This window comes from Streptomyces sp. ATCC 21386, assembly GCF_018728545.1.
Lineage (GTDB): Bacteria > Actinomycetota > Actinomycetes > Streptomycetales > Streptomycetaceae > Streptomyces.
Genome location: NZ_JAAVVL010000001.1, coordinates 8,973,822 through 8,998,062, shown reverse-complemented (window position 1 = coordinate 8,998,062; position 24,241 = coordinate 8,973,822). Strand labels below are relative to the sequence as shown.

Annotated in this window: 20 protein-coding genes, 1 tRNA gene and 1 pseudogene; 11 read left to right on the top strand and 11 right to left on the bottom strand. The window is 67.2% G+C overall.

Features of this window, described 5'->3' with window-relative positions; all coding sequences use genetic code 11:
- Positions 1 to 68 precede the first annotated feature (68 nt).
- Together GWK25_RS38500 and GWK25_RS38495 are read left to right on the top strand one after the other, a co-directional pair.
- Positions 69 to 1,685, top strand: a complete 1,617-nt coding sequence (locus GWK25_RS38500; RefSeq protein ID WP_215456128.1) for a gamma-glutamyltransferase family protein — start codon at positions 69 to 71, stop codon at positions 1,683 to 1,685.
- Positions 1,686 to 1,766: 81 nt separating this feature from the next.
- Entirely contained in the window at positions 1,767 to 2,483 is a 717-nt protein-coding gene (locus tag GWK25_RS38495) for a TetR/AcrR family transcriptional regulator (RefSeq protein WP_215456124.1), read from the top strand.
- Positions 2,484 to 2,538: 55 nt separating this feature from the next.
- On the opposite strand, the gene GWK25_RS38490 is transcribed toward GWK25_RS38495, so the two are convergent.
- The 8 genes and pseudogenes from GWK25_RS38490 to GWK25_RS38455 form a co-directional block, all read right to left on the bottom strand.
- Positions 2,539 to 4,563: a glycosyl hydrolase gene (locus GWK25_RS38490; protein WP_215456121.1), complete on the bottom strand. Its 2,025-nt coding sequence runs from the start codon at positions 4,561 to 4,563 to the stop codon at positions 2,539 to 2,541.
- 1,152 nt (positions 4,564 to 5,715) lie between these two features.
- On the bottom strand, positions 5,716 to 6,633 hold the full coding sequence (locus GWK25_RS38485; protein WP_215456118.1) for a GNAT family N-acetyltransferase: 918 nt from the start codon (positions 6,631 to 6,633) through the stop codon (positions 5,716 to 5,718).
- A 385-nt stretch (positions 6,634 to 7,018) separates the two neighbouring features.
- Positions 7,019 to 7,408, bottom strand: coding sequence for a RidA family protein (locus tag GWK25_RS38480; protein ID WP_215457881.1), 390 nt, complete (start codon positions 7,406 to 7,408; stop codon positions 7,019 to 7,021).
- 334 nt (positions 7,409 to 7,742) lie between these two features.
- A tRNA-Ser gene (locus GWK25_RS38475) sits at positions 7,743 to 7,812 on the bottom strand.
- A 102-nt stretch (positions 7,813 to 7,914) separates the two neighbouring features.
- Positions 7,915 to 9,129, bottom strand: coding sequence for an IS30 family transposase (locus tag GWK25_RS38470; protein ID WP_215451804.1), 1,215 nt, complete (start codon positions 9,127 to 9,129; stop codon positions 7,915 to 7,917).
- A 175-nt stretch (positions 9,130 to 9,304) separates the two neighbouring features.
- Positions 9,305 to 10,682, bottom strand: a pseudogene (locus tag GWK25_RS38465) (IS1380 family transposase).
- A 281-nt stretch (positions 10,683 to 10,963) separates the two neighbouring features.
- Complete coding sequence (locus GWK25_RS38460) at positions 10,964 to 13,708, bottom strand: KGGVGR-motif variant AAA ATPase (protein WP_308404425.1); 2,745 nt, start codon at positions 13,706 to 13,708, stop codon at positions 10,964 to 10,966.
- 18 nt (positions 13,709 to 13,726) lie between these two features.
- A complete protein-coding gene (locus GWK25_RS38455) occupies positions 13,727 to 14,149 on the bottom strand; it encodes a hypothetical protein (RefSeq protein WP_215456114.1) in 423 nt (140 codons plus the stop codon).
- 572 nt (positions 14,150 to 14,721) lie between these two features.
- Between GWK25_RS38455 and GWK25_RS38450 the strand changes: the two genes are divergently transcribed.
- Complete coding sequence (locus tag GWK25_RS38450) at positions 14,722 to 16,986, top strand: LemA family protein (RefSeq protein ID WP_215456109.1); 2,265 nt, start codon at positions 14,722 to 14,724, stop codon at positions 16,984 to 16,986.
- Positions 16,987 to 17,160: 174 nt separating this feature from the next.
- Here the strand turns inward: GWK25_RS38450 and GWK25_RS38445 are convergent, their stop codons facing one another.
- The 3 genes from GWK25_RS38445 to GWK25_RS38435 all read right to left on the bottom strand — a co-directional run bounded on the left by GWK25_RS38445 (position 17,161) and on the right by GWK25_RS38435 (position 19,891).
- Positions 17,161 to 17,595 (bottom strand): hypothetical protein, encoded by a 435-nt coding sequence (locus GWK25_RS38445; RefSeq protein ID WP_215456106.1) that lies wholly within the window; start codon positions 17,593 to 17,595, stop codon positions 17,161 to 17,163.
- Positions 17,596 to 17,692: 97 nt separating this feature from the next.
- A complete protein-coding gene (locus tag GWK25_RS38440) occupies positions 17,693 to 18,907 on the bottom strand; it encodes an IS110 family transposase (protein ID WP_215456098.1) in 1,215 nt (404 codons plus the stop codon).
- 516 nt (positions 18,908 to 19,423) lie between these two features.
- Positions 19,424 to 19,891, bottom strand: a complete 468-nt coding sequence (locus GWK25_RS38435; RefSeq protein ID WP_215456094.1) for an NUDIX hydrolase — start codon at positions 19,889 to 19,891, stop codon at positions 19,424 to 19,426.
- 18 nt (positions 19,892 to 19,909) lie between these two features.
- On the opposite strand from GWK25_RS38435, the gene GWK25_RS38430 reads away from it, so the two are divergent.
- The 8 genes from GWK25_RS38430 to GWK25_RS38395 all read left to right on the top strand — a co-directional run bounded on the left by GWK25_RS38430 (position 19,910) and on the right by GWK25_RS38395 (position 24,217).
- The gene (locus GWK25_RS38430; RefSeq protein WP_215456093.1) at positions 19,910 to 20,689 is read left to right on the top strand and encodes a GntR family transcriptional regulator; all 780 of its coding nucleotides are present in this window, start codon (positions 19,910 to 19,912) and stop codon (positions 20,687 to 20,689) included.
- Positions 20,690 to 20,828: 139 nt separating this feature from the next.
- The gene (locus tag GWK25_RS38425) at positions 20,829 to 21,185 is read left to right on the top strand and encodes a hypothetical protein (protein ID WP_215456091.1); all 357 of its coding nucleotides are present in this window, start codon (positions 20,829 to 20,831) and stop codon (positions 21,183 to 21,185) included.
- A 3-nt stretch (positions 21,186 to 21,188) separates the two neighbouring features.
- Positions 21,189 to 22,544 (top strand): FtsK/SpoIIIE domain-containing protein, encoded by a 1,356-nt coding sequence (locus tag GWK25_RS38420; protein ID WP_215456089.1) that lies wholly within the window; start codon positions 21,189 to 21,191, stop codon positions 22,542 to 22,544.
- A gap of 82 nt (positions 22,545 to 22,626) precedes the next feature.
- On the top strand, positions 22,627 to 22,836 hold the full coding sequence (locus GWK25_RS38415; protein ID WP_215456087.1) for a hypothetical protein: 210 nt from the start codon (positions 22,627 to 22,629) through the stop codon (positions 22,834 to 22,836).
- Positions 22,836 to 23,492, top strand: coding sequence for a DUF2637 domain-containing protein (locus GWK25_RS38410; RefSeq protein ID WP_215456086.1), 657 nt, complete (start codon positions 22,836 to 22,838; stop codon positions 23,490 to 23,492). Before GWK25_RS38415 ends, GWK25_RS38410 begins: the two co-directional genes overlap by 1 nt.
- Positions 23,493 to 23,514: 22 nt before the next feature.
- Entirely contained in the window at positions 23,515 to 23,706 is a 192-nt protein-coding gene (locus GWK25_RS38405; protein ID WP_215456085.1) for a mobile element transfer protein, read from the top strand.
- Positions 23,707 to 23,718: 12 nt separating this feature from the next.
- Positions 23,719 to 23,874 carry a hypothetical protein gene (locus GWK25_RS38400; protein ID WP_215456084.1) on the top strand — a complete coding sequence of 52 codons (156 nt, stop codon included), beginning with the start codon at positions 23,719 to 23,721 and terminating at the stop codon, positions 23,872 to 23,874.
- Positions 23,875 to 23,899: 25 nt separating this feature from the next.
- Positions 23,900 to 24,217: a SpdD-like protein gene (locus GWK25_RS38395; protein ID WP_215456083.1), complete on the top strand. Its 318-nt coding sequence runs from the start codon at positions 23,900 to 23,902 to the stop codon at positions 24,215 to 24,217.
- The last annotated feature ends 24 nt before the right edge of the window (positions 24,218 to 24,241 follow it).

Below are 24,241 nucleotides of genomic sequence, written 5' to 3'. Positions count from 1 at the left end.
CCCACTGTTACAAGGCAGTTAACAGAGGTTCGATGCAGAGGTCCTGAGGTCCACCGGGAAAGGGAGCGATGTCGGCATTCACCGAGCGCCAGCTGGGCGCGCAGGGTCCGGACTGGGCCGTCGCCACCCCGCACGCGGCTGCGAGCAATGCGGCGGCCGACGTGCTGCGCGGCGGCGGCAACGCGGTCGACGCGGCACTCGCGGCCGCCGCCCTGCTGACGGTCGTGTATCCCAACCAGTGCTCGGTCGGCGGCGACCTGCTCGCCCTGGTCGGCACCGCCGACGGTGAGATCCGCTGCGTCAACTCCAGCGGACGGTCGCCGCGGGCCGTCGACGTCGAGTCCCTGACGGCGGCGTACGACGTGATGCCCGTACTCGGCGCCCTGCCCGTGACGGTTCCCGGCGTGGTCGCCGGCTGGGCCGAACTCGCCGCACGCTGGGGAAGCCGTCCGCTCGCGGCGGCGCTCGCCCCCGCCGAGACCGCCGCCCGGGACGGCGTGGCCGTCGCCCCCGGCCTCGCCCATGACCTGAGGCGGGAACGCGCCGGCCTCGCCCTCGACCCCGGGATGCGCGGAGTGTTCTTCGCGGACGGCGACGTCCTGGCCGCCGGGCAGACGCTCCGCCAGCCCCACCTCGCCCGCACGCTCGCGACGATCGCGGACCAGGGCCCCTCCGCCGTCTATGGCGGTGAAGTGGGCACGAGCCTGGTGAAGCTGCTGGCCGAACGGGGCTCGGCCATGACGCAGGAGGACCTCGCCGAGCACACCGTACGGCTCTCGCGACCGCACAGCGCGTCGTACGACGGCGTTGAGTACCTGTCGAGCGGCGACAACTCCCAAGGCCCGTACTTCCTCCAGGCCCTCAAGGCGCTCGATCTCGTCCGCGCGGCCCGCGGCCCCCTCGACCCGGCGGGCCGCGACGCCGGCACGGTCGCGCGCGTGCTCGCCCGCGCCGCCACCGACCGCGACCGCCACTGCGCCGACCCCGACTGGACGACCGTCCCCGTCGAAGAGCTCCTGTCCGACGCCTGTGTCCGAGCCGTCGCCGAGGAGGCGATGTCGGACTCGCCCGTCCGACCGGCGGGGCAGCGCAAGGTGTCGGGCGACACCGTCGCCGTCGTCGTCGCGGACGCGGACGGCACCTGGGTCTCCCTGATCCAGAGCGTCTTCCACGCCTTCGGAGCCGCTCTCCTCGACCCCGCGACCGGCGTCGTGCTGCACAACCGGGGCGCGTCCTTCTCCCTCGACCCCACCTCGCCGAACCGCCTCGCCGGCGGCAAGCTCCCCCTGCACACCCTGATGCCGGTCCTGACCCGCCAGGCCGGCCGACTCAGCGCCGCCCACGGTGCCATGGGGGGACGCGCCCAACCGCAGGTGCACACTCACCTGGCACTGCACCTCGCCAACGGCGCACCGCCCCGGCACGCCACATCCGCGCCGCGCTGGGTACTCGGAGCCATGGAGGCGGGCGTGACGGAGGGCGCGGGCGTGGTCAAGGCGGAGCGGGACGTGCCCGCCGCCGGCGTCCACGCCATCGAGCGCGCCGGCTTCACCGTGGAGCGGATCGAGCCCCACGACGACGGAGTGGGCCACGGGCAACTGGTGCGCCGGGTTACGGTCGCCGGGCGGCCATGGCTGGCGGCGGCCACGGATCCGCGTGCGGACGGCTCCGCCGTGGCGGGCTGACACCGCCCCGGACACCGGTGCGCCGGCAGGGGAGAGCACGACGTCGGGGAAGAAGTCGGGGAAGGAAACGGGGACGGAGACATGACAACGAGCAAGGCATCCACGAGCGCGAGCCGAAGCAGGCTGCCGCGGGGCACCCTGAGCCAGCAGCTGATCATCAAGGCCGCGTTCCGGGTCGCCGACTCGGCGGGCATGGACAAACTGACCTTCCAGGCACTCGGGCGGGAACTGTCGGCCCACCCGACGGCGATCTACCGCCACTTCCGCAACAAGGACGAACTGTTGCTCGCCCTCATCGACGCGTTGCACGAGGAGGCGCTCGCGCACACGCCACCGCCCACGGACGACTGGGCGCACGACCTGATGCAGATCGCGATCCACACGCACGACGCCTTCCTCCGGCACCCGAACGTCGGGGCCCTGGCCGCCGCGCGTACAGCACGCCGGAAGAACGAGTTCCGCTCCGTCGAGCGGAAGCTCGACTGCATGCGCAGGGCCGGTCTCGACGACACGGACGCCGCCCGCTACTACCGGGTCTTCGCCGACCTCGTGCTCGCCTACAGCGCCATGGACGCCAGCCTCGCCGCGCTGCCACCGGAACTCAGGGACGCGGACCTGCGTGCGTGGACGACGGACTACCTCACACTGCCGCCCGACCAGTACCCCAACATCGCCCGTGTCTCCCCGCGGTTCTGCGCGCTCGACGACCCCCAGAACTTCGTCACCGCCGTCCAGTCGGTGATCGAACAGGTCCGGACGACGGCACGGGCCGGAGACCGGTCGGACGACAGTCCGTGAGAATCACCGAGCGCGGCGACCTCCTCAAGGAGGAACGGGGACCTCGTCCACGTCCTCACTCGGCCCTGATGTCGTCCACGTACACGATGCCCTTGGCCGCCGCGCCGCTCCCATGGACGAGGTACAGATTGAACGCCTTCACCTCGGCGAGGTGAGCCGCGTCGAGCACGGCCCCGGCGTTCGCGGTGTCCCAGGGAGCGGGTGTGAACTCGCTGAAGGGTGCCCTGATGTCCTGCCCGCTCGTGTCGGACAGCGGAACCTGGTACCAGAAATCGACTCCGCCGGCGACGATCTGGAGCGCCCCGCCGTTTGCGGAACCGTCGCCCCGCAGCCACAGCGCGAGGGACGTGAAGGCGGACCAGTCCGCGTCGACCGGCTTGCCGGTGCCGGTGTACTCGGCGCCGGTGAAGTCGTACGCGTAGGCCAGTCCGTAGGAGCCCGAGGACTTGTGGTCGGCCGACAGGGTGAGGGTGTGGGAGTTGACATGGGTGTACGCCTCGCTCAGGGCGACGTCGTCTCCGGCGTATCCCTCGAAGTCGTCGACCCAGCCGGCGGGCAGCGGTCGGGCCTCGTCGAGGAGGACCACGGCGGAGTCGGTGAGCGTCCTGCCGTCCACCCGCGCGCTCACGGTGAGGGTCACCGAGCGGTTGTTCCGCGTGGCCGGGTCGATCGACCAGTCGCCCGAGTAGAAGCCGTCGGCGTCGAGGCGCAGCCGTCTGGCGCGTCCGCCGTTCACGCGGTAGGTGACCCGGCTCGCCCTCGCGGGCGTGACGCGCACCCGGACGGTGGTCCTGGAGGCAGCTACGCGCTGCCGGTCCGTAGGGGTCACGAGGTGCATGAACGGGGCGTTCCTGACAGCGGTGGTGCGAGCGGAGTACACCCCCCGGAGGTCGGCGGCGAACCGGGTGTAGGGGTCCTGGTGGTAGGCGACGAAGTCCGGTAGCAGGACGTGGCCCGGGTACGGGACATAAGCACGCTTGGTGCCACCGAAGTTGGCCCAGGTGAGCATGTACGTCATCTGACGGGCCAGCGGGTCCGCCTGGATGGCCTGCGACAGCTTGGTGAACCACTGCGGGTCGCGGACCTCGGTGCCGCCCTCCCCGAACTCGGTGAAGGCCGGTGCCTTGCCTCGCTCGTTCGCCAGCCGGGCCACCATCGCCAGATCCTTCACCACACCGTCCAGCCAGGGAGTCGGTCCGGCGTTCTCGTCGTAGGAGTCGTAGCCGAGGATGTCGACGAAACGGTCGCCGGGGTAGGTCTTCAGGTAGCCGGTCGGGTCGCCGCCGAAGCTCGAGTTGGGCGAGTAGGCGTAGAGCAGGTTGTGGACGCCCCTGGTGTCGCGCAGGTACTCGACGGTGTACCGGAACAGCTCGATGAACTCGGCCGAGGTGGTGTGGCCGGCGCCCCACCAGAACCAGGCTCCGTTGTTCTCGTGGAAGGGGCGGAAGACGACCGGGATCGCGGTGCCGTCCGGCCGCCGTGCGCCCTTGACCGCCTTCGCGACGCGGTCGAGGAAGGCGTTGAAGTCCGCGTGCTTCGCGCCTCCGGGAAGGATCTGGCCGACCACGCGGCCCGTCGTGTCGTAGAAGTTCTTGCCGGTGACGAAGTTCGGCATGTGAGCGCTGAGGGTGTTGATCCCGCCGCGTGCGTCCCCCTGCCGGATGCACCGGCTGAGCGCGGCGATGTTCTCGGCTTCGGTCCCGCCCTCGACGCCGGGGCGTTCGTCGCCGTCGAGGATGAGGGTGTCCCAGCCGAAGACCGCGGGGTGGTCGCCCACCGCCGCCCTGGTGTCGGACGCCTTGCCGTCGGGGGTCGTGAAGGTGAAGCCATAGGTGAGGTCGTGCTGGTGACCGAACAGGATGCCTTTGCCCTGCTGCCGCTTCAGGTACGCGAACAGCGCGCGGGTGGCGGGGGTCGCCTTGTCGTCGACGATGCGGACCGGCGTCGGCGTACCGGCGAGCGCGGTGGAGGAGGTGGGGGAGGTCGCCGCGGCGGCCACCGACGTCCGGGCGCCGACTGCCGCGGCGACCGTGGCACCGAGGAGGACGAATGCGCGGCGGTTCAGGGGAGAGCTGGGCATGTATGTCTCCGTTTGACGTGGCGATCTCTTGCCAGGGGGAGGTGACTGCGGCGGGCCGGAGGGCCGGGGGCCTGGGGGCCGGGGGGCCGGGGTGCACCGCCCCAGGGGTGCCGTGAGCCGGCCTAGTCGTTGCTGTAGCCGTAGCCGTAGCCGTAGCCGTAGCCGTAGCCGTAGCCGTAGCCGTATGCGGGCCGGGGGCGTTCAGGTAGCTGGGGACAGGCGGGTGCTCGGCTTGCCCAGTCGGCCGTCGAACGACCGTCGCACTCCGGGCGGAGCTGTCATGGTCGTGCCCGGCGTGGCCATCGGATCGCGCCGATCCCCGGCCGTCGTCGGTGCACCTTCGCGGCCTGCGCCACCGCGAAGGTCGAGAACGTGGCTGTCGCCGCTGCCCTGAGCATCCAGGGTCTGTGGGTCACCTGTGGGGTCCTTCCCGTGACGCGGTCGGCTGCAGGTAGATGGGGTCCTGGTCAGGGACATCCGCAACGCACGACACGCGTGTGCTTCAAGTGGTGCTATTCGACTAGAGGTTGAAGAAGAAAGAAAGAGGTTGGCGTGACTCGGTCAAGTCGCTTCATGCGGAGCTTCCGCAGGTGCCGCCAGCCTTCGAGGGCATGGCTCACAGCAACCGTCGGCATGAAGCGTCCCGTCGAGGACTACGAAGGCCGGCCGACGTGCGGTCCGCATCGCCTCGGCCAGGCTGGGAGCGAGCGCGGCTGCCAGCGCATTCGCACGGAACTCTCCCGCAGCGGTGGGGACTTCGGCTGGGCAGGCGACGGTGAGTACGTAGCCGGCCATGCGCTCTTCCGGCGCGGACCGTGGTTGCGGATCGCCGCCGTAGACCTCGTCGCCTGTGGCCCGGCCCACGCGGAGCCCGGGATGCACCAGCGCAATCGGCCGTTCAGCCCCCGTGGCAAGCAACTCCGAGGGTGTCCTTCGTCAACAGTGAGGACCAGGACCAAGCGATTCGATCCAGGACCCGAAGTCTGCGGACACGCCCTGCACCCCTCCGAACAGACTTCGACACCCACTCCCACCGGGACCGCTCCCAGGCAAACCGCTACGACCGAGCAGGCGGCGGGCCCACAACGCAGATCCCGAATGTCGCTGACAAGGGGTCCGGACCTGCCCTCGGACCGGACCCCTCAGCGCGTGCTACTCCTCGCTGGGCCGCTGGGCCGCTTGGCCCGCCGGGTGGAAGTTGACGCGTTCAGTGATGACAGGGAAGCCGGCCTTGGCGAAGTTCGCGGCCATGGGGAAGTTGCCCTGGTCCGTCGCTCCGCTGACGAACTCCGCGCCCTGCTCGACGAGGAGGTGGGTGCACTCCGCGAGGAGGTCGTAGGCATAGCCGCGACCGCGCTGTTCCGGGACGACACCGATGAACCCGATGATAGGGCCGGAGGGGTTGTGGGCCGGGATGTGGATACCGGCCAGGTCGCCTTCCGGCGTGTACGCCGTCTGCCACCACTCCCGTGGGGAGGGGCACCAGTGGAAGAAGTCGAGTTCCTCCCGGGCGGCCTGGTCGAGGCCGCCCTCCTCGATGGCCTTGAGCGCGTGGGCGTCCAGGGTGGCGGAGTGGATGCGGCGCAACGCGTCGAAGAACACGGTGTCGTCGGGTTCGGCGCGGAAGCGCAGGCGTCCGGGCCGCTCGGGCAGACCTCGCTCCGGGGTCCAGCGGTACAGGAAGCGTTCCACCAGGAGTTCGTACCCCGCGGCTCGTGCGGCGGCGAAGCGCGCCTCGGCGGCGGCGCGCAGGTCGGTCTTCTCCCGCCAGCCGCCGGGCAGGTTGATCTCGAGTTCGACCTGCCAGGGAGCGGAGCGCAGGAGTTCGGCCCCGGCCTCCTCCTCACCTTCGGCCACGTCGAACCAGTTGATGTTGACGGGCTCCGAGTCGTCGGGGCCGCCCCACCACGCGCCGCGTGCGACGACCTCGCCGTCGCGCAGGGCGACGCGCTTCCAGTCGGGGCGGAACCGGGTACGCCGATGGCCTTCACGGGCGCCCAGGGGGTCGGGGAGTGCGTCGAAGAGATGAGCATCGCTCGCGGAGAGCGCGCGGATGACCGGATCGGTCATGGATTCCTCCGGGATACAGGCTGCTTGGAGCGCTCCCGGTCAGAACTCACGAACCACGCCGGGACAGCGGAAAGGGGGAGCGCTGGAAAGGTGTGAACCGCACGGCACTCACCTCCTTCCATCCGTCTCAGGGCGTGGAGCCACACGCTAAGTGATCTGCCGCGGGCCCGTCCACGGATTTCCCACGCCCTGACCCGTGATCGCTGTGGTGAAGCGTTCCCCGTGGCGGTTGGGTTCGGGCGCCACAGACGATCAGTCGGTGGCCGCAGGTCACAAGCCCGTGCGGAAGCGAGGCGGTGCCTGGCCGGAGGTCGGCCGCGTCTTCACCCGGGGCGAGACCAAAGAACAGTAACCCGTCCGACCGCCCGGCCCCAGGCTTACCGAGTCACCGAGGGACTATGGCGAGGGCTTCTACCTCCAGCATGAGCTCCGGCCGGTACAGGGCGGCCACCTGCACCGCGGTACTGGCAGGCGGACGCGCGGTGTCGATGTGCGCGTCGCGGGCGGCCCGTACCTCCGGCAGTATGGCGACGTCGGTGACGTAGAAGGTCAACTTGGCGACCTCGGCGAACGTCGCGCCGCCTGCCGCCAGGCAGCGCCGCAGGTTCTCAAAGACCTGACGGGCCTGGGCGGCCGCGTCGCCCTTCCCGACCACGTTTCCCTGTTCGTCCAGTGCGACCTGCCCGGAGATGACGACCAGTCGGCCTTCACCCACAACCACATGGCTATAGCCGTTCCCTGGGGCGACCCCGTCTGGCGGAATGTGGGTGAGCATGGTCTCTACCGACTCATCGGACACAGGTGGCCTCCACGAACGACAGGTGAAGAGGCAACGGTATACGGCGCCAACTCCGTCCGCTCCAAAGCGCGTTGGGTCGCGGGCTCAACGCGCGCCGCGTCTCAGCTACGTGCATCGTGGAAGGCCCCGGCAGAGGTTACCTTCGAGCGAAGCCGCCTTTGCCCCAGACATCGCCGCAGTTCTGGGCTGAGGGCTGGGGGCACGCGACATTACGTGACGAATCTCAGCAACTGGCACGCGTGTGGCACGGCCTCGACACGACGAAGGGCCAGCCTGAGAGGAAACCCTCCTGAGCTGGCCTTTTTTTGTCGTGCCCCGGCAGGATTCGAACCTGCGACACCCGCTTTAGGAGTTTTCTCGAGGCGGGGCTGTGACCTGCAGAAACGCTGGCTGTAGTGCGTTTCGCCTAGCCTCGATCTTTCGCGGGGGTCCGCCGACGGAGGGCGGTTTCTAGGGATCGTCGCAACACGTGGTTGGTTTGATCAGGCCGCGAGTAGCTTATGCAGGCGCTCGGCTGGGGTTTCCCAGCCGAGCGTTTTGCGTGGGCGGCCGTTGAGCTCGGTGGCCACGGCGGTCAGGTGCTCGGGGGTGTGGAGCGAGAGGTCGGTGCCCTTGGGGAAGTACTGCCGCAGCAGGCCGTTGGTGTTTTCGTTGGAGCCGCGCTGCCAGGGACTGGCGGGGTCGCAGAAGTAGACGGGGATGCCGGTGGCGATGGTGAACCCGCCATGCGCGCCCATCTCGCTTCCCTGGTCCCAGGTCAGGGACCTGCGGAGGTGGGAGGGCAGGGTCTGCACCGTGGTGACCAGCGCGTCGCGGACGCTCTCGGCGCTGTGGTCGCCGGGCAGGTGCAGGAGCATGACGTAGCGGGTGGCACGCTCGACCAGGGTGCCGATGGCCGACTTTCCGTCCTTGCCGATGATGAGGTCGCCCTCCCAGTGGCCGGGCACGGCCCGGTCCTCCGCTTCGGCGGGCCGTTCGCTGATCATGACCATGGGGGTGGAGAACCGCGGCTGGCGCTGCTGGGCCTGGCGGCGCGGCTTGCGCCGGGTGCGGCCGGTCCGCAGGGCGCGGGCCAGTTCGCGGCGCAGTTCGCCCCGGCCTTGGACGTAGAGGGGCTGGTAGACCGTCTCGTGGACCACGTGCATCTCCGGCCGCTGGGGGGACTGTGCCCGCAGAGCCTGGCAGATCTGCTCCGGACTCCACCGTAGGTCCAGGTGGTCCTGGATGAAGTTCCGCAGCTCGGGGTTCTGGCCGGTCCTGCCCGGCTTGGGCCGGGGCCTGCGGGCGTCGGCGCGGGCCTGGGCGGCGTGCGGGCGGTACTGGCCGTTGCCGGGGTGCCGGTTGCGGCGGATCTCCCGGCTGACGGTGGACGGGCTGCGGCCCAGCTCGGCAGCGATCGCCCGGACTGTCGCCTTCTCCCGTAGCCGGTCGGCTATGTGGATCCGGTCGGCCTCACGCAGATACCGGGACGGACCGGAAGGCGGCACCACCGCATTGATCGGTGGTGCCGCCTTCTGTCTGCGGTCGGCGCTGCGGCCGTTACGCCACTTCCTGCCGGTTCGAGCGTCGATCCCGACGAGCCGGCAGGCTTCCTTGTTGCTGTAGCCCTGCTGCACGAGCCGGGAGTATTCCGCACGCTCCCGCCTCAGCCTCACAGGGCCCTGAGCCGTCCGATCCCTACGGATCTCGAAGTCCATTGCATCCCCTGAGCTGGGGTGTTGCAACGACCACTAGAACCCAAGGAGTCGGTGGGCCCTTTTGCTTTCCGGAGCTGATGGTGGGCAGGTCGGTGGCCCGGCTGTCGCGTCGGGTGGGCGCCGGGTTCCACTGCCCGGGGCGGGTGATGCTGTCGCAGGGACGGTGGGTTGTTGGTCAGCCGGGGTCGGGCAGGAGCGCGAGCCGTTCGAGGGCGGCGGTGATGTCGCCGGTCCAGGGCCAGTGCCGGGCGAGGCGAAGGATCCTGCGCGGGACCGGTGGTGACGAGCTGGCCGGCTGCGGAGAACAGGCGGAACCGCAGGCGACGCGGTTCCCAGAGCCTCGCCCGGCCGGTCAGGGCGAGCATGGGCATCCAGGCCAGCAGGTCGAGCGCGATCTGGACGATCTCCAGCCAGACCCCGTTCTGGGCGGTGTCGTGCAGGGGCAGGTTGCGCAGGCCGGTGGCCCGGGCGGCCCGGATCCGGTCCTCGGCCCGTGCCCGGAGCCGGTGACGGAGTTCGAGGGCGGCGATCGGCCGGCCGGTGGTGTTGGTCGCGAAGCACGTGATCCGCATGCCGTCCGCGTCCGTGATCCTCAACTGGGCACCAGGATGGGGCCGTTCCTTTCGGACGATCAGTCGCATGCCCTTGGGCCAGCCGTCCAGGAGCTTGCCGGTGAGCTCGGCGACCCAAGCCCCGTCCCGGGCCTCACCGTCGGCCTCGACGGCCGGGGTCCAGGCCGAGGCGGGGACCTTCAGTACGTGTTCGTGGATCGCTTCGGTGACCGTCATGCCGACCGAGTAGGACAGCCATCGGCCCCGCTTCGCAAGCCAGGACACGAAGTCGTGGGTGCCACCGGCGGAGTCCGTGCGGATCAGCGTCTGCCGCCCTCGCCGGTAGGGCTTGGGCAGTTGGGCCAGGGCGAGTTGGGCGGTGGTGATGTGGTCGGCGGCGGTGTTGGAGCCCGCGTTTCCCGGTCTGAGGAGGGCAGCGACGGGCTCACCGGTTCCGCCCGGTCCGTGGTCGACGAAGGCCGTCAGGGGGTGATGGCCGTAGGTCTTCTTCCAGGTCGCGGCCGCGGCCTGCTTGTCGGAGTGCGCGATCACGAGGACGCCGTCGAGGTCGACGGTGATCTGACCGTCGGCGTCCGGGGCGTTCTCGCCGGCCAACGACCAGGCATGCCGCCGGACTTCGGAGCGTGCGGACCGGATGGCCTGCAGGGCTTTCTCGCCGGAGGCGGCGAGGGTGTCGATCAGACGGGAGACGGTCGGGTCGGAGGCGACCGGGCCGAAGACGGCCGGCGCGCACCGCAGCATCGCGACGTCCGCGAGGCAGTCCCCGCCCAGTGCGACCGCCATGGCGACGTCCAGGAGGATCTTGCCGGGATCGTGGACGGCCCGCGGTTTGCGCCACGGAGCCAGAGCCTGGGATATGGCCTGGTCAAGACCGGTCTTGCGGACCGTTTCGACGAGCAGGACCGACCCGGCCTGGGTGACGACCTGGCGGCCCTCGTCCTGGACGCGGACACGGGGGTAGGACCCGATAGGGTGCTTCACCTGGGAAGTGCCTCCGGCGGTGGCAGGAACAAGGACCTAGACAATCCTCATTCTTGCTGGTCAGGGGCACTTTCTGCTTTCCTGACCGCCTGCCGGACAGCCCGCTTCATGAAAGCGCGAGGCTAGAGAAACGCTCCTCCGTAGTTCTCAAGTGTCTGTGGGGCTTCCCATGCTCATGTGTGCTGCATCCGTTCTGCAGACCAGCCCGCCTGCGCGTTCTGCAGTCGCGGACCCTGGGGTATCGCGACATCTTCGCGACCGGCGGGGCGTTTTCAGCGCTGTCATCGTCGCCACAGCACCTTGGCTCTGCGCTCGCTTCCGTACCCCAGACCGTGTCGATAGATCTCGGCCACCCAGTAGCGACCATCGTTGCCTCGAGCGAAGACCCCGGAGTCCACGAGGAAATCCGCTTCCTGTACTGAGATTTCCACCTCCTCCAACTCGAAGGGCACCGTCACTGGCTTGCGTACCTGCTGTAGTCGGCTCAACAGCTCGCCGACTTCCTGATTCTCCTGCTGAATCGAGTCGATCTTGTTCGTGCTGCAGGCGAGCAGTGCCTTGCGCATGGCCCCGGGGACCAGCACGCGGTCTTCCCACGCCGTCTGGGGAATCGACAACTGTGCTGCCTCGGACAGAAACACGACCACGTCCCTGGCTTGCACCTGGTCATTGAAATCACCGAGGGCAGCGGGCACCCAGAGGTGAGAACGTGCTTCCTTGGACTTCTCTGTTCCCATCTTCCAGCCCCACACTGGGATGAGGGTCTCCACGAGGTCGTCGTACGACAGCTCAGTGATCTGGGACTCGTCCACGGGCGTAGGTAGCGCGCGGGCGTGAGCGGTTACCCACAGCGCGAGCCGCAATGCCTCTTCCTTGTCCCAGCGCAGCGCGTACGGCTCGTACCGGGCCAAGAGCTGCCCACTGTTCTGGCGCACAGCCCGCGTCACCAGATCCTGACGGACGAAGACAACCAGCCCAAGAGGACGCCCCCGCAGCGAGCGCAGCCAGGCGAGAACGTCGATCAGCAATACGCGCAGTGCTGTGCGCTTGGACTCGTTGTCGAGCGACTGCAGCAAGTCCTCAAGCCCGTCGATGACGAACACAGCCCGCGCTCGCCTACCGAGCTCGGTCAGGGCGGCTTCCGCACTGCTGCTTTCAGACGGCCGTACGCCTGCCGCGATAGCCAGGCACTCAAGCCACAAGTGCCGCCATTGAAGCTCGTCCTGCGCATTGAGCGTTGTGAGGCCCGTCTTCAGCCGGTCCTTGATTTCCTGAGAGGTGGCACCCTGGCCCGACTCCCCGCTGTGTCCTGCCACGAATGCATTGCGCAAGTCCTGCGTTGTTACGTCGTCATACTCCAGGTTGTCCGACTCAAGCACTGGGACCACAGGCACAGTTAGCTGAACGCCCTCGATGCCAGACTGCTTGGCGAACCTGTCCCAGGACCGGGCTGCACATGCCTTCGCGTACATGAAGGTCTTGCCTGCGCCTTTGGCACCCACCACGAGCGCTACGGGCGGCTCTGTACGGTGATCTCCCAGCAACCTGCGCAGCGGATCGGTAACTAGGAAGCCGCTCGCTGACGACATGCCTTCTCGTTCGGCATAGATAAACCGTCGAGCGGTATCCGCTAGTCGGCTACGCAGCGTGGTGTGGTCGACAGCCTCCGGCCGTTCCTCTGCGGCAGGGGCGGCCGGAGCGACCAAAGTGGGCACAATCGGCTCTAGAGCCTCGGCTACTTTGCTGCTTTCCAGCACTCGCATTACAGCGTCCCAGGAGGAGGGGAGTGCAAGCAGCTCTTCTCTGAACGGACTGAGTAGTGGCTGGGAAAGGAGGTCGGTGTCTACTTCGCCGGTGTCGTCAGGCTCAGTGCCCGGTTCGGTGGCCGGCCGCCTGAGCGACGCGAATAGCGCGCTGCCCAGCTCATTACGTGCGCGTTCCGCCTGGTCCTCGTGCACATCCTGCCGGTACTGCGTGATGATCACAGAGCTAGCCGGATCAATACCCTGCAGCGTCGGTGCCTGGTGTCCCAGTTGCCGCAGCAGTCTCTCGGTTCCGGCGAGTGACTGGTGGCTCAGGGTGGTGACGAACACGCGCTGGACCCGCGGGTCCAGCAGCACTGGGGCGGACAACTCGGTTGCTCCCGCGCGCAGGTCGATGACGATGGTGTCTGCGCCGACACGGGCGGCGAGCGCCACGAGTGCTTCGGTCAGGAAGTACGGGGAGCGGCCCGGTGTGAGCAGATCCGCTGGGTCGATCCGAGGTGGACCAAGCAGTGGCCTCCGGCTGGTCGGGACCACGGTCACACGCCCCCCGCTGGTATACCGTCCAACCTGCTGATTTGGCAGGTAAGCGGCGGCGATTTCCACGGCCGCCGACCAACTGCTGTCCTCGGCTCCCTGCAACAGGGCGAGCAGGTCCTCATAACAAAAGTCGAGCTGCCCCCCTTGGGCTCTGTGCATCCACGTGATTCCGGGGGCCTCGAGATCGGCGTCGATCAGCAGGACGCTCCCGCCACGCCGGGCCACCGCATCAGCCATGGCAACCGCGTGGACCGTGCGTCCGACTCCGCCCTTGAATGAATGGAACGCCACTAGCTGTACGTCGCCGGCAAAGGACTCGTCGGCGGGCCTTTCCAGCGGGTTCGCCAGCTGCGGAGTGATGTGCTTCTCGCGCAGCAGCGGGACACGTCGCGGTTGGTTCACGTTCTCCGGTTCGGGGCTGAGCATGACGGGCAGGCCAACAAACTCAGTCGCCCTCGGGTCGTCGAGCGCCAGCACCAGCGTGGCGTCGTGCCATTCGGCCGAACCCGTTCCGAAAGCTTCGTCCAACCATCGCTTCACTTCTTCGGCATCCGTACCAGGTGAGACAACGAGCTCTAGGCCGTCCCACCAGCCATCCGCTGCCTGTAGCCAACGCGGCCATCGGCCCGCTGCCGCCAGGAGAGCCAGGTGCTCTTCCACGTCAACCCAAGTGAAGAGATGCTCGGGGGGAGCCAACCCTTCCAGGTCAGTTAGTTCGGCCACGACCACGTACTCCTACCCCTAGTCCTGCTGGCACCAGCTGATCAGAGCGCGAAGCGCTTCCTGGGCTTCCTTCTCGTCCTCCGAGTCAAGCTTTGCACCATAGCGCCATGCCTGATGTAGATCGGCGAGGGCGACAGAGCCACGCGTGGGCGGGTGCATCTTGCAACTCTGAAGCCGGTCGAGGCGCGCACCCATGACCCGAGGCAGCCGCAGTTCCTTTGCCAGTTTGCGAAGGTCATGGGTGGCCTCCAAGGCTGCAGAGTCGCGGTGCCCTTGCCGAACGAGCAGCCGTTCCTTGAGCCCGCACTCGGCGGCGTAGAAGAGGAGGAGACAGACCGTGGCCACGTCTCCAAGCGCGCTATTCGAGTCAACAGACTCCGCTGAGTCGCGCAGTTGATCTCGTCTCCTCTGGAGCGCTTTGACCCCCACCTGAAGCACCATGGGTCCATCCTGTCACCCCAGTGCCAAGGTTCCCCTGGGTCGGAGAAGGACCCTCGTGAGAGGGAGGGTGGCGCTGACGTCGACCCGTACTTGGAAGCAGGCCCCGCTGGGACGGATGCTGCCGCGCTGACGTCGCTTTGTCTACGTAGGGTGCTCCGGTTCTCGAACCTATTCATGGTCATGGCCATGGCTAAAGAAGAACAGCACGCCCACCTCAGAGAGGTAAACGCGCTGTTCAGAGACTGTGCCCCCGGCAGGATTCGAACCTGCGACACCCGCTTTAGGAGTTCGATCTACCCTCGTCCTGGTCGGTACTCGCGTTGGGTATCGGTGCCGGAAGTGGTTGCCGCGTGTCGCCGCCGTCCGCGCTCGTTGATGTCAGCGTTGGATGTCAGCGGAACAGATCAGGCACTGGGCGGGCATCCGAAGGCTCGTCCGGCCGGTCGGCCCAGCGCCACCAGACATGCCGACCGGTACCAGGCCGGATGCCGTGGGCTTCTGTCGTTGTCGGTGGAGGTCGGCTGACCTGGGGGTCCAGGGACGGCCCCATGCTCATCCTCTAGATGAGGGCGATGAGAGTGCTGGCGGTGATGTCGCACGGCTCCCAGCTCGTGCCGCTGGTCGCAGAAGTTGTGATTTCACTCGTTTCCTGGGCGCTTACGCACTGGGTCAGGCACTATGGTGCGAATCGAGCGTCGTCGGTGTGGGGAGCTGCCGTGGTTCGTCGTAAGAGAAGTAGGGCACCAAAGCCATCCGGAACGCCGGAACCGGTTGCTTCTCCTGCACGGGAAGTGGCGCAGCCTTCCACTGGCCTTCGCCTTCCCAAGGATGCGATCAAGCGGATCAATATTGGTCAGTCCTTCGCTGAATATGATGCCGCTCTGAGTGACCCAGGCATCTATGTTCACACCCCTGCGCTCGAAGCCGCCTTGGATCCGGACAGCGGAAAGGTGTTCTTTGTGGGGCGGCGCGGAACCGGAAAGACAGCGGTTAGGAAGTATTGCGGAATTAACGGCGGCGCTACGTGTGTCATCGTTCCGGAGATCTTCAGCCCTTCTTCAACCTTGCAAGAGGTCGAGCTACTCACTAACGTCAAACAGAAGCCATTCAGGTCCCTTGTTTCGGCGTTTCGTAGAGCGTTGCAAGTAGAAATCGTCTCCATGTGGCACCGGGAACGCCCAGGACGCGATAGGTTGCCGAGCGAAATCCAAGCTGAACTAGATTCTTATGCCGCCATGGATTTTGACATGCGCTGCCTGAAAATCATTGCGCGAATCAGTGGCGCACTTGCTGATGGCGATGACGAGCGGTGGCTCGCAGAGAACAAGGTCGCTCGCAAAGTGGCGGACGAGATGAAGCAACTATCGTCCGAGGGTATCGCTACGCATACGGTGCTGATTGACAGTATCGATGATTATTGGGAAGGGAGTGACGAAGGGCTTATCTACCTGACGGCGTTCATGCATGCATGCCAGGAAGTCTCTACTCAGATCCCATGGGCTCGCGCGATCATTTTTCTTCGGGAGAACATCTTTGAGCGAGTACGGGCACTCGATACTGAGTCTTCCCGGCTTGAGACTGCGGTGGTTGGGATGGAGTGGAATGAGCGCCAACTTTTGGAGGTCATTGAGAAGCGCCTGAATCGAAACCTGACGGCAAAATTCGGTCTGCGGGGCGCAACTTGGCAGGCATTCTTTGAGCACCCGGATGAGGCGTGGAGTAACGTTCTAACGTACTGCCAGAGGCGACCACGCGACATTTTGATTTATACCAGCAATGCCGTGGAAGCCGCGCAAGGGGCGGGTCACGACAAGATTCTTCTTGAGGATGTTCAGCAGGCCCGACGCCGGTTCTCGGACAACCGATTCCGTGATCTCGGTGACGAGTACTCAGAGAACTTCCCTCAGATAGCGACCGTACTTTCGCGCTTCTATGGGCTCGGTAATTCTTTCACCTTTGGCGCGGTCGAGGATCTCATCAGGAAATTGATGAAAGATTCAGAGGTTGTGCAGCTCTGTGGGTCATGGCTCTCTGTCAATGCATCGCCTGAGAAGTTCATCCGCCTTCTTTATGACATCGGATTTGTTGGAATTAGAGCTGCCGGGAAGGCTCCTAAATTCCGCGCTCTGGGGCCGCTCGATACCAGCCCGCCTCCAGTAAGTGACACGACGGATATCGTCATCCATCGTTGTTACTGGGACGCGCTGGATCTCCAAGACACACTTGTCAGAAGCGTTCCCGAAGATGTTGAGTTTGGGAAAATTGGAAAGATTGAGGATCTGCCTGGCGGTCTCGAAAGAACTGAGTACGTTACTCACATCGAGATGCTCATGGAGGATCTCAAGCAAATCGAGCTGGGTACTGCTGGTGCGCAGGACTTTGAGGAAGTAGTCGGGGACGTAATTCGTCTGTGCTTCTTCCGTGCCCTTGGGAATGTGGAGCCGAAATCCCGAGATAGCGATGGCAGGGTCATCAGGGATTGGATCACATCGAACCGAGCAAGCGGTGGATTCTGGGAGGCGATGCGTACTAGGTACGGCGCTACCCAGGTGATTTGGGAGTGTAAGAACTATGCGGAACTGCACGCTGACGACTTTCATCAATTGAGCTACTACCTCAACGACTTCGGTGGCGGATTCATCGTCGTGGTGTTTCGGGGTGAGATGAAAGCCTCTTACTATGGGCACATTAAGCGGATTGCTATGCACAACAAGGGATTCGTGTTACCGCTCAATGAAAAAGACCTGATGGTATTTCTGCGCCAGGCCCGTAACGGAAAAATCAAAGAAGACCACATCCAGGACAAGTATGACAGCGTGATCCGAAAACTCTCGTAGTTGGCAGATCTTGACCCGTAGGCCGCTATTTTGAGGTCGGTGGAGTCTTAATGACCCAGTCAAGCGCCGTTCGCCGGGTGCTTCAGCATCAGTCTGGAGATCGCGTATGTGGGTGGTGCCTGGCCTGCGGCGTTGCTGACCGGCGCCGCAACTGGCCGTGATCTTGGTAGTAGCTCAGAGCTGCGGCATGCCGGCAGCGATCTCGAACCCGGACGACTCGTCCCAAGGAACCGCCTTCCACAGGCTCACCACGGCGGCCCAAATGCGGTGCAGCAGAGCCCAGTCGGGGTTGTCCCCGCTGAGGGTGACGGTGGCGAGCAGGTCGCACCCCCAGATGCCCTGCTCGTCATTAGGCGATGCAGTGATCACAGACTCTGCGATCTCTGCTACGCCCACGTGTACTTCCAGTGTCAGCAAGTCCGCGACTGGCCTGTCGCTGTCGCTGGAACCAGTGCCGAGCCTGAACGCGGCCACCGAATTCTCGAACGGCCCCAGCCACTCGCCCACCAGTCGGTCGCCGCTCTCCAGGAGGTGGTCCAGCAGGCGATCAAGCGCCTCGTCGCCGCTGTCTTCTCCAGAGCGGCAGAAGAAGCTGAGTTGGTAGGCCACGGTTCCCCCGTCGTCCGCACTTGACCAGAAGTGTTTGCACTGCGTCATCATGCACGCCGCACTTGTGATGGCGGTCGGCGGAGTCTTCTCGACTGGGTCAAGCTGCTGTGGTGGTACGCGTCCTTGCTGGTGGGCTCGTGGCGAAGGGGCGGTTGTCGCGGAGCAGGGCCCAGAGCACGTCGACGCGACGGCGGGCGAGGGCAATGACGGCGGGTATGTGCTTGTGTCCTTGGGCGCGTTTCTTGAGGTAGTAGGTCCGGTTGGGGCCGTCGCGGATGATGCTGGTCTGTGCGGAGAGGTAGAAAACTCTGCGCAGGCGGCGGCTGTAGCGCTGAGGTCGGCGGAGGTTGCCGGTGCGACGTCCGGAGTCTTTGGCGACGGGGACCAGGCCGGCAGCGGAGGCGAGGTGACCGGCGTCGGGGTAGGAAGCCAGATCACCCGCGGCGACAAGGAACTCGGCGCCGAGGATGGGGCCGATCCCCGGCATCGACTCGATGACAGCGGCTTGCGGGTGGGTGTGGAAGGTGTCGCTGATCTGCCGGTCGAGTTGCTTGAGCCGTTCGTCCAAGGCCAGCACCTGCGCGGCGAGGTCCGCGGTGATGCCCGCGGCCGTGTCCTGACCGGGCAGCTGGATGTGCTGGGCATGCGCGGCGGTGAGGGCGGTGGCGGCGACCGTTTCGGCGTGGCGCACGCCTCGTGCGGCGAGCCAGCGGGTCAGACGGGCCTGGCCACAGCGGCGCAGGGCGCCGGGGGTCTGGTAGCCGGTGAGCAGGACCAGGGCGCCCTTGTGGTCGGCGTAGTCGAAGGCCGCTTCCAGGGCAGGACTGATGCCGGTGAGCACGTCGTGGAGACGGTTGAGCAGGCGGACCCGGTCGGCGATCAGGTCGGAGCGGTGGGTCGTGAGCAGAGCCAGGTTGGCAACCAGGTTCGTGGGCACCTCGACGGGGGAGAAGTCCCTCCTCAGACGGGCTGTCTCGGCGATGACGTAGGCGTCGCGGGCATCGGTCTTGGCCTCGCCCCGGTAGGCGCCGGCCATGCGGTTGACCGTTCGGCCTGGCACGTAGACGACTCGTTGGCCGTGGTCGGCTAGCAGGGTCAGCAACAAGGCGGGCGCGGTGCCGGTGAGGTCCACGGCCCAGCGGACCTCACCGGCCAGTGCAAGGATCTCGCTCAGGCCGGCGAGGATGACGGCCTCGTCGTTGCTGACCTTCCGGCTCCAGACGGTGGTTCCGGTGTCGTTGATGGCGACCCACCAGTGGTGGGCCTTGCTGGCGTCGATACCGACCCATAAACAGGGCAACTGTGTGGTCATGTGCCTCTCCTCGGCCTCGGGCAGCGTGCCGTTCCGGTCCGAGGACACCCCGCCGTCAGCTCCGTAAACAGCGACCGATTCGCACATCTCAATCAGCGGCCCGGGCGTCCCGAAGAGCGGGGCGGCCACTCCACCGGAGCCACCGGGGGCAAGCGACTTTAGAGCCACACCCCACTCTTCCGGACCGCCAAACACCTTACGGAGCGGCTTTGGGCTGGAGCTGCTTTGGGGCGAGTGATCATGGCCCCGTAAGCTTCCGGCGCGTCGGGCAGTCTGTGGACCTGCCCGGTAAAGCACGACGTTGGGGCCATGATCTTCGAGGCTCGCCCCAAAGTGGCTGCCTAAAGCCGTGGAGCCGACCGGCCCCAGCCACAGAGGGTGTCTCCCATCTCATGCCTGCAGCTCGCCAGCGCGCCGCCTTGGCGCGGCCAGCCGGGGCGAAGACAGAGGCAGGCCGCGCCGTCGAGGCGGCGCGCGCCCGCGCCGTGCGCGGGCCTTGATGAAGTAGGGAAAGTCTTATCCCGCTGAGATGAGGCGCTTGCCGTCGTGGCTCCGCACGTGGGGACCGTTGCCGTCCAAGGCGTCCAAGAGCCGGATCGCGAAGACCTCGGCCATGCGCTCGCTGACTTCGTCGGGCGTGAGCCATGCGACGGCCGTTGACTCACTCGACGTGCGCTCGGCACCGCCGGAAGGCTTGCAGCGGAAGACCAGGGCCACGATGCCCCGGGTCGTGTTCTTGTAGACCCCGGTGAGCTCGTCCACCTCGACGTGGATGCCCGTCTCCTCCAGGACCTCCCGGGCGACGCCCGTCTCAGGGGCCTCGTCCAATTCGAGCACTCCGCCGGGGAGCTCCCAAGTGCCGTTGTCGGCACGGCGGATCGCCAGGAGGCGTCCGTCCTCGCGCACTACGACTCCGGCCACGGACACGGAGTGCAGCGGCGTTGACTGGCCTTCCTGGGCACTGTTACTCATGTACAGGAGCATAGGAGGAAGAGAAGGACTATGGGAACAGCGGTAGGAGGTGAGAGGTCCGTACCTCGATACGTGCAGATCGCCGAGGAGATCGTGCAGCAGATCCGGGCGGGCGTCCTCAAGCCTGGTGAGATGGTGCCGAGTGAGTCGGACCTGGTCGAGCGCTACGGCGTCTCGGGCGGCACGATCCGTAAGGCCATGGTGGAGGTGCGCGCGAGCGGCCTCGTTGAGACTCGGCACGGCAAGGGCTCGATCGTGAAGGATCGGCCGCCGGTACGGCACCGCTCCTCTGATCGTTTCCGGCGCTCGCTTCGCCGGGGCGGCAAGGCCGCGTACCTCGCCGAGTCGGCACAGTCCGGCGCCACGGCCAAGGTGAGCGTCCTCTACATCGGGCCGATGGAGGCCCCCGAGGATGCGGCCCAGCGATTGGGCGTCCCCGCCGGCACTCAGGTGCTCGCCCGGCGACGCGTCTACTTCCGCAACGGCACGCCCGTCGAGACCGCAACTTCGTACCTGCCGTGGGACGTCGTCAAGGAGATCCCCGAGCTCTTCGCCGAGAACCCCGGCGGCGGTGGCATCTACGCCCGACTCGAAGACCACGGGCACGAGTTCGCCGAGTTCGTCGAGACGCTCCAGGCGCGTCCGGCCTCCAAGGCCGAGGCGTCCGAGCTGGCACTGAGCCCCGGTGCGCCAGTGGTCCATCTAGTCCGTGAAGCGCGGACGACCGAGGGCCTCGTCGTTGAGGTCTGCGACACGCTCATGGCCGCTGACCAGTTCGTTTTCGAGTACCGGATCCCCGCCGCCGACTGACGCGCGCTCAACTTCCCGCAGCCCGTCGCGAGTTCTTCATCGCGGCGGGTTGACTCATGTATAGGAGTCAGGCACTCTTCTTCATGTCACTCATGTACATGAGTGACGGAGTCCAGCCTCTATAGAGGAGTGATCCGCTGTGCGTCAGATTCCCGTCGACACCTCCGCCGCGACCGTGATGGTCGCCAAGACCCCGCAGCCCAAGGTCAAGGACCGCCGTACGGGCGAGATCGCCACCGACGCCGAGACCGGCGCGAAGATGATGACCGTCGATGTGATGTTCGCGGCGAACGACGAGGTGGAGATCCTCTCCATCACCGTCCCGGAGCCGGGCATCTCCGGCGAGCTGGCCATGGGCACCCCGGTCGCCCTCACCGGCCTGATCGCCCGGCCGTGGGAGAACGAGTTCAACGGCCAGAAGCGCCACGGCATCGCCTTCCGCGCGGTCGCCGTCACCTCGCTCGCCGCCGCTGCCTCGAAGCCCAAGGCAGCTTGAGCCATGACCTGGTTCACGGTCGCGCTCGTGCTGGTCGTCGCCGCTGCGGGTCTCCTGCGGTGGCGGCGCCCCGCCTGGTACTGGCTGACCTTCGGGGTCACGCTCGCCACGCTCCGGGTCCTGGTCCGCTACGCCTCCGTCATGGACGCCTGTGGGCTGACCGTCCCTCCCTCGCGCTGGCGTCTCGTCCTTGCCCGGATCACCAACCGGCCCGTGCCGGAGTCCCGGGCGCCGCGCATCCTGCGGGTGCGGCCGACCCGTACCGGGCTCGTCCTGCGGCTCAAGCTCCAGCCGGGCCAGGACGCGTTCGACATCGCCGCCGCTTCCGACCGCCTTCGGCACTCCTTCTCGATGTATGGCGTCACCTCGCGCGAAGTGCGCTCCGGGGTCGTCGAAGTGCGGATGACCGGCTACGACGTGCTCCAGCGTGTACAGATGCCCGCCAAGACCGAAACCCGCCCGATGCGCGTTCCGGTCGCCCTGCGCGAGGACGGCTCGATCCACTACCGCGACTACCGGGCGATACCCCACGCGCTCACCCTCGGCGCCACCGAGTCCGGCAAGTCCGTCTACCAGCGCAACCTGGTCGCCGGGCTCGCCCCGATGGACGTCGCCCTGGTCGGCATCGACTGCAAGCAGGGCGTCGAACTCTTCCCGCTCGCCCGCCGGTTCTCCGCCCTCGCCGACAACCCCGACACCGCCGCCGAACTCCTCGACGCGCTGGTCGACCACATGGAGCGCGTCTACCAACTCATCCGCGCAGAACAGCGCATCACCGCCGACGTCCCAGACGCTGAGATCGCCGCCGACATCTGGAACCTGCCCGAACACCTGCGCCCGGTCCCGATCGTGGTCCTAGTCGACGAGGTCGCCGAACTCGCCCTGTTTGCCACCAAGGACGAGGAGAAGCGCCGGGATCGGATCATCACCGCGCTCGCCCGGCTCGCCCAGCTCGGCCGCGCCGCCGGGATCTACCTGGAGATCTGCGGGCAGCGCTTCGGCTCCGAGCTCGGCAAGGGCATCACCATGCTCCGTGCCCAGCTCACCGGCCGGACCGCTCACCGAGTCAACGACGAATCCTCGGCGAACATGGCCTTCGGCGACATCTCCCCGGACGCCGTCCTCGCCGCCATCCAGATCCCCGCCGACATGCGCGGGATTGCCATCGCGGGCGACTCCACCGGCGGCTGGCACCGCATCCGCGCCCCGCACACCACGCTCAGGCAGGCCGTGAACACCTGCAACCGGCACGCTGACCGCACCCCGCATCTGCCGGAACTCGTGGCCTTCCGGCCGGTGTTGCCCGGCCTTCCCGGAGCTTCGGTGCCGCTCTCCAAGGCTGCTCCAGCGACCGGCTGACCTTCTTCCCGCCCCACGGTCGGCGCGACCGCATCGCGCCAAGTCCCTACCCGAGCCATGCCCGAAGAAGGGATCGCACCTCATGTGCCCCCACTGCGAGGACTTCGCCCGCACCATCCTGATGCTCGGCCAACTCGCCCTCTACGCGGACAACACCGACGCTGACCAGGACTTCATCGAGATCGTGGGTCCGAGCCTGGCCGCCTCTTTGCCGGAGCCGCCGCCCGGCATGTTTCCGGCCGACTACGACCCCACCGAGGGCCCGGAGTACCCCGGCGAGGAGGGGTTCTGATGGCCCGCCCCACCGTGCGCGTGGACGCGGTTCTCGTCCAGGCCGTCATCGCCGGTGCCCTGTCCTTCGCCCACCTGCACGACCTCGCCGCCGCTGCCGGGCAGGACGGCTGGAAGGCCTGGGCCTACCCGGTCAGCGTCGACCTGCTGCTGGTCGCCGCCTGGCGACGGCTCCGCACTGATGGTCCGTCCCGGCTGGCCTGGTGCTGGTTCGTCACAGCCCTCGTCGCCTCGCTCGGCGCCAATGTCGCCACCGCCGGACTGCTCGACCTGGACGACGTCCCGGCTTGGCTGCGGATCCTCGTCGCTGCGTGGCCCGCGCTGGCCTTCATGGGTGGCACGCTCCTCGCCCACTCGGTCGGGGACCGGGTGCCGGTTCCGCCGGCGCCCGCAGCCCCGGCCCCCGCACCTGACATCGAGCCCGAACCCGTGCCTGTTGCCGAGCCGGAGCAGGCGCCGGTTGCAGCTGCTGAGGAAGCCGCGGCTCTCCCCGCTACCCCGGCACCACCGGTCCCGGCCGCCCTGGTCGACCACGCCCGCAAGGTCGCCGCCGACCACCAGGCACGCACCGGATTCCCGATCGACACCGACACCCTGCGCACGCGCCTTGGCGTCCCGCCTCAGCTCGCCGACGCGATTGCCGCCCAACTCGCCTGACCAGGAAGGAGAACCATCCGCCATGCCTGCCCGCAATCACTTCCACTCGGTGATGAGCATCGGCCCGGTGCAGATCGGCACCCACCGTGATCGCCACGGCCAGACCAAGCACGCCGCCGTGTGCACGGCCGACGGCTGCGGCTGGTCCGCCGACTACTCCAGCCAGTCCGCCGCCCAGCTCGCCGCCCGTACCCACCGCTGCCGCGTCCGTTAGGAGGCCACCGCCATGGAAGTACCGCTCTGGTTCGCCCTGCTCGTCGTCGGCTACCTCGGCGTCAAGCTCATCCGCCCGCCCGCCTGGCTCATCGCGGTGCTGCTGCTCGGCGGCTTCCTCCTCGCCGACAGCGTCCTGGCCCCCGCCATCAACACCTTCGTCAAGTAGCCCAACCCGGAAGGGAGAACCGCCGATGCTCCGCCCGAAGATCCCGACCATGCCCACCCCGACCGGTTACGTCGCCCCGCCCGCCGTGGTCGAGCCGACCGCCGTCGTGCCGAGCTCCGAAACTCCGTCGCCCGCCTCGGTGGCTCCGGCGCCGTCCCGGCCCACGGTCCAGCTCACTCCCGGTGCCTTGATCGCCGTTGTCGGCGGTGGTACGGCCGTGGTCCTGGTCGTGGGGGCCGTCCTGGTCTCGCTTCTGCTGGCGGTCGCCATCACGGGCGTCTCGGTCGCCGTGTGCGCGGTCGTCCTGCGTTCCCTGCTGGCCTCCGAGGCCAAGCGACGCTGACCGGCCCCCCGGGCGGCCTGACAC

What these genes read in the sequence shown, in the direction of transcription:
- GWK25_RS38500 (WP_215456128.1), top strand. Translation starts at nt 69, where the DNA reads ATGTCGGCATTCACCGAGCGCCAGCTGGGCGCGCAGGGTCCGGACTGG.
- GWK25_RS38400 (WP_215456084.1), top strand. Translation starts at nt 23,719, where the DNA reads ATGGAAGTACCGCTCTGGTTCGCCCTGCTCGTCGTCGGCTACCTCGGC.
- GWK25_RS38470 (WP_215451804.1), bottom strand. Translation starts at nt 9,129, where the DNA reads ATGGACTTCGAGATCCGTAGGGATCGGACGGCTCAGGGCCCTGTGAGG.
- GWK25_RS38420 (WP_215456089.1), top strand. Translation starts at nt 21,189, where the DNA reads ATGACCTGGTTCACGGTCGCGCTCGTGCTGGTCGTCGCCGCTGCGGGT.
- GWK25_RS38415 (WP_215456087.1), top strand. Translation starts at nt 22,627, where the DNA reads ATGTGCCCCCACTGCGAGGACTTCGCCCGCACCATCCTGATGCTCGGC.
- GWK25_RS38430 (WP_215456093.1), top strand. Translation starts at nt 19,910, where the DNA reads ATGGGAACAGCGGTAGGAGGTGAGAGGTCCGTACCTCGATACGTGCAG.
- GWK25_RS38395 (WP_215456083.1), top strand. Translation starts at nt 23,900, where the DNA reads ATGCTCCGCCCGAAGATCCCGACCATGCCCACCCCGACCGGTTACGTC.
- GWK25_RS38435 (WP_215456094.1), bottom strand. Translation starts at nt 19,891, where the DNA reads ATGCTCCTGTACATGAGTAACAGTGCCCAGGAAGGCCAGTCAACGCCG.
- GWK25_RS38405 (WP_215456085.1), top strand. Translation starts at nt 23,515, where the DNA reads ATGCCTGCCCGCAATCACTTCCACTCGGTGATGAGCATCGGCCCGGTG.
- GWK25_RS38485 (WP_215456118.1), bottom strand. Translation starts at nt 6,633, where the DNA reads ATGACCGATCCGGTCATCCGCGCGCTCTCCGCGAGCGATGCTCATCTC.
- GWK25_RS38455 (WP_215456114.1), bottom strand. Translation starts at nt 14,149, where the DNA reads ATGGTGCTTCAGGTGGGGGTCAAAGCGCTCCAGAGGAGACGAGATCAA.
- GWK25_RS38450 (WP_215456109.1), top strand. Translation starts at nt 14,722, where the DNA reads ATGAGAGTGCTGGCGGTGATGTCGCACGGCTCCCAGCTCGTGCCGCTG.
- GWK25_RS38480 (WP_215457881.1), bottom strand. Translation starts at nt 7,408, where the DNA reads ATGCTCACCCACATTCCGCCAGACGGGGTCGCCCCAGGGAACGGCTAT.
- GWK25_RS38410 (WP_215456086.1), top strand. Translation starts at nt 22,836, where the DNA reads ATGGCCCGCCCCACCGTGCGCGTGGACGCGGTTCTCGTCCAGGCCGTC.
- GWK25_RS38490 (WP_215456121.1), bottom strand. Translation starts at nt 4,563, where the DNA reads ATGCCCAGCTCTCCCCTGAACCGCCGCGCATTCGTCCTCCTCGGTGCC.
- GWK25_RS38440 (WP_215456098.1), bottom strand. Translation starts at nt 18,907, where the DNA reads ATGACCACACAGTTGCCCTGTTTATGGGTCGGTATCGACGCCAGCAAG.
- GWK25_RS38495 (WP_215456124.1), top strand. Translation starts at nt 1,767, where the DNA reads ATGACAACGAGCAAGGCATCCACGAGCGCGAGCCGAAGCAGGCTGCCG.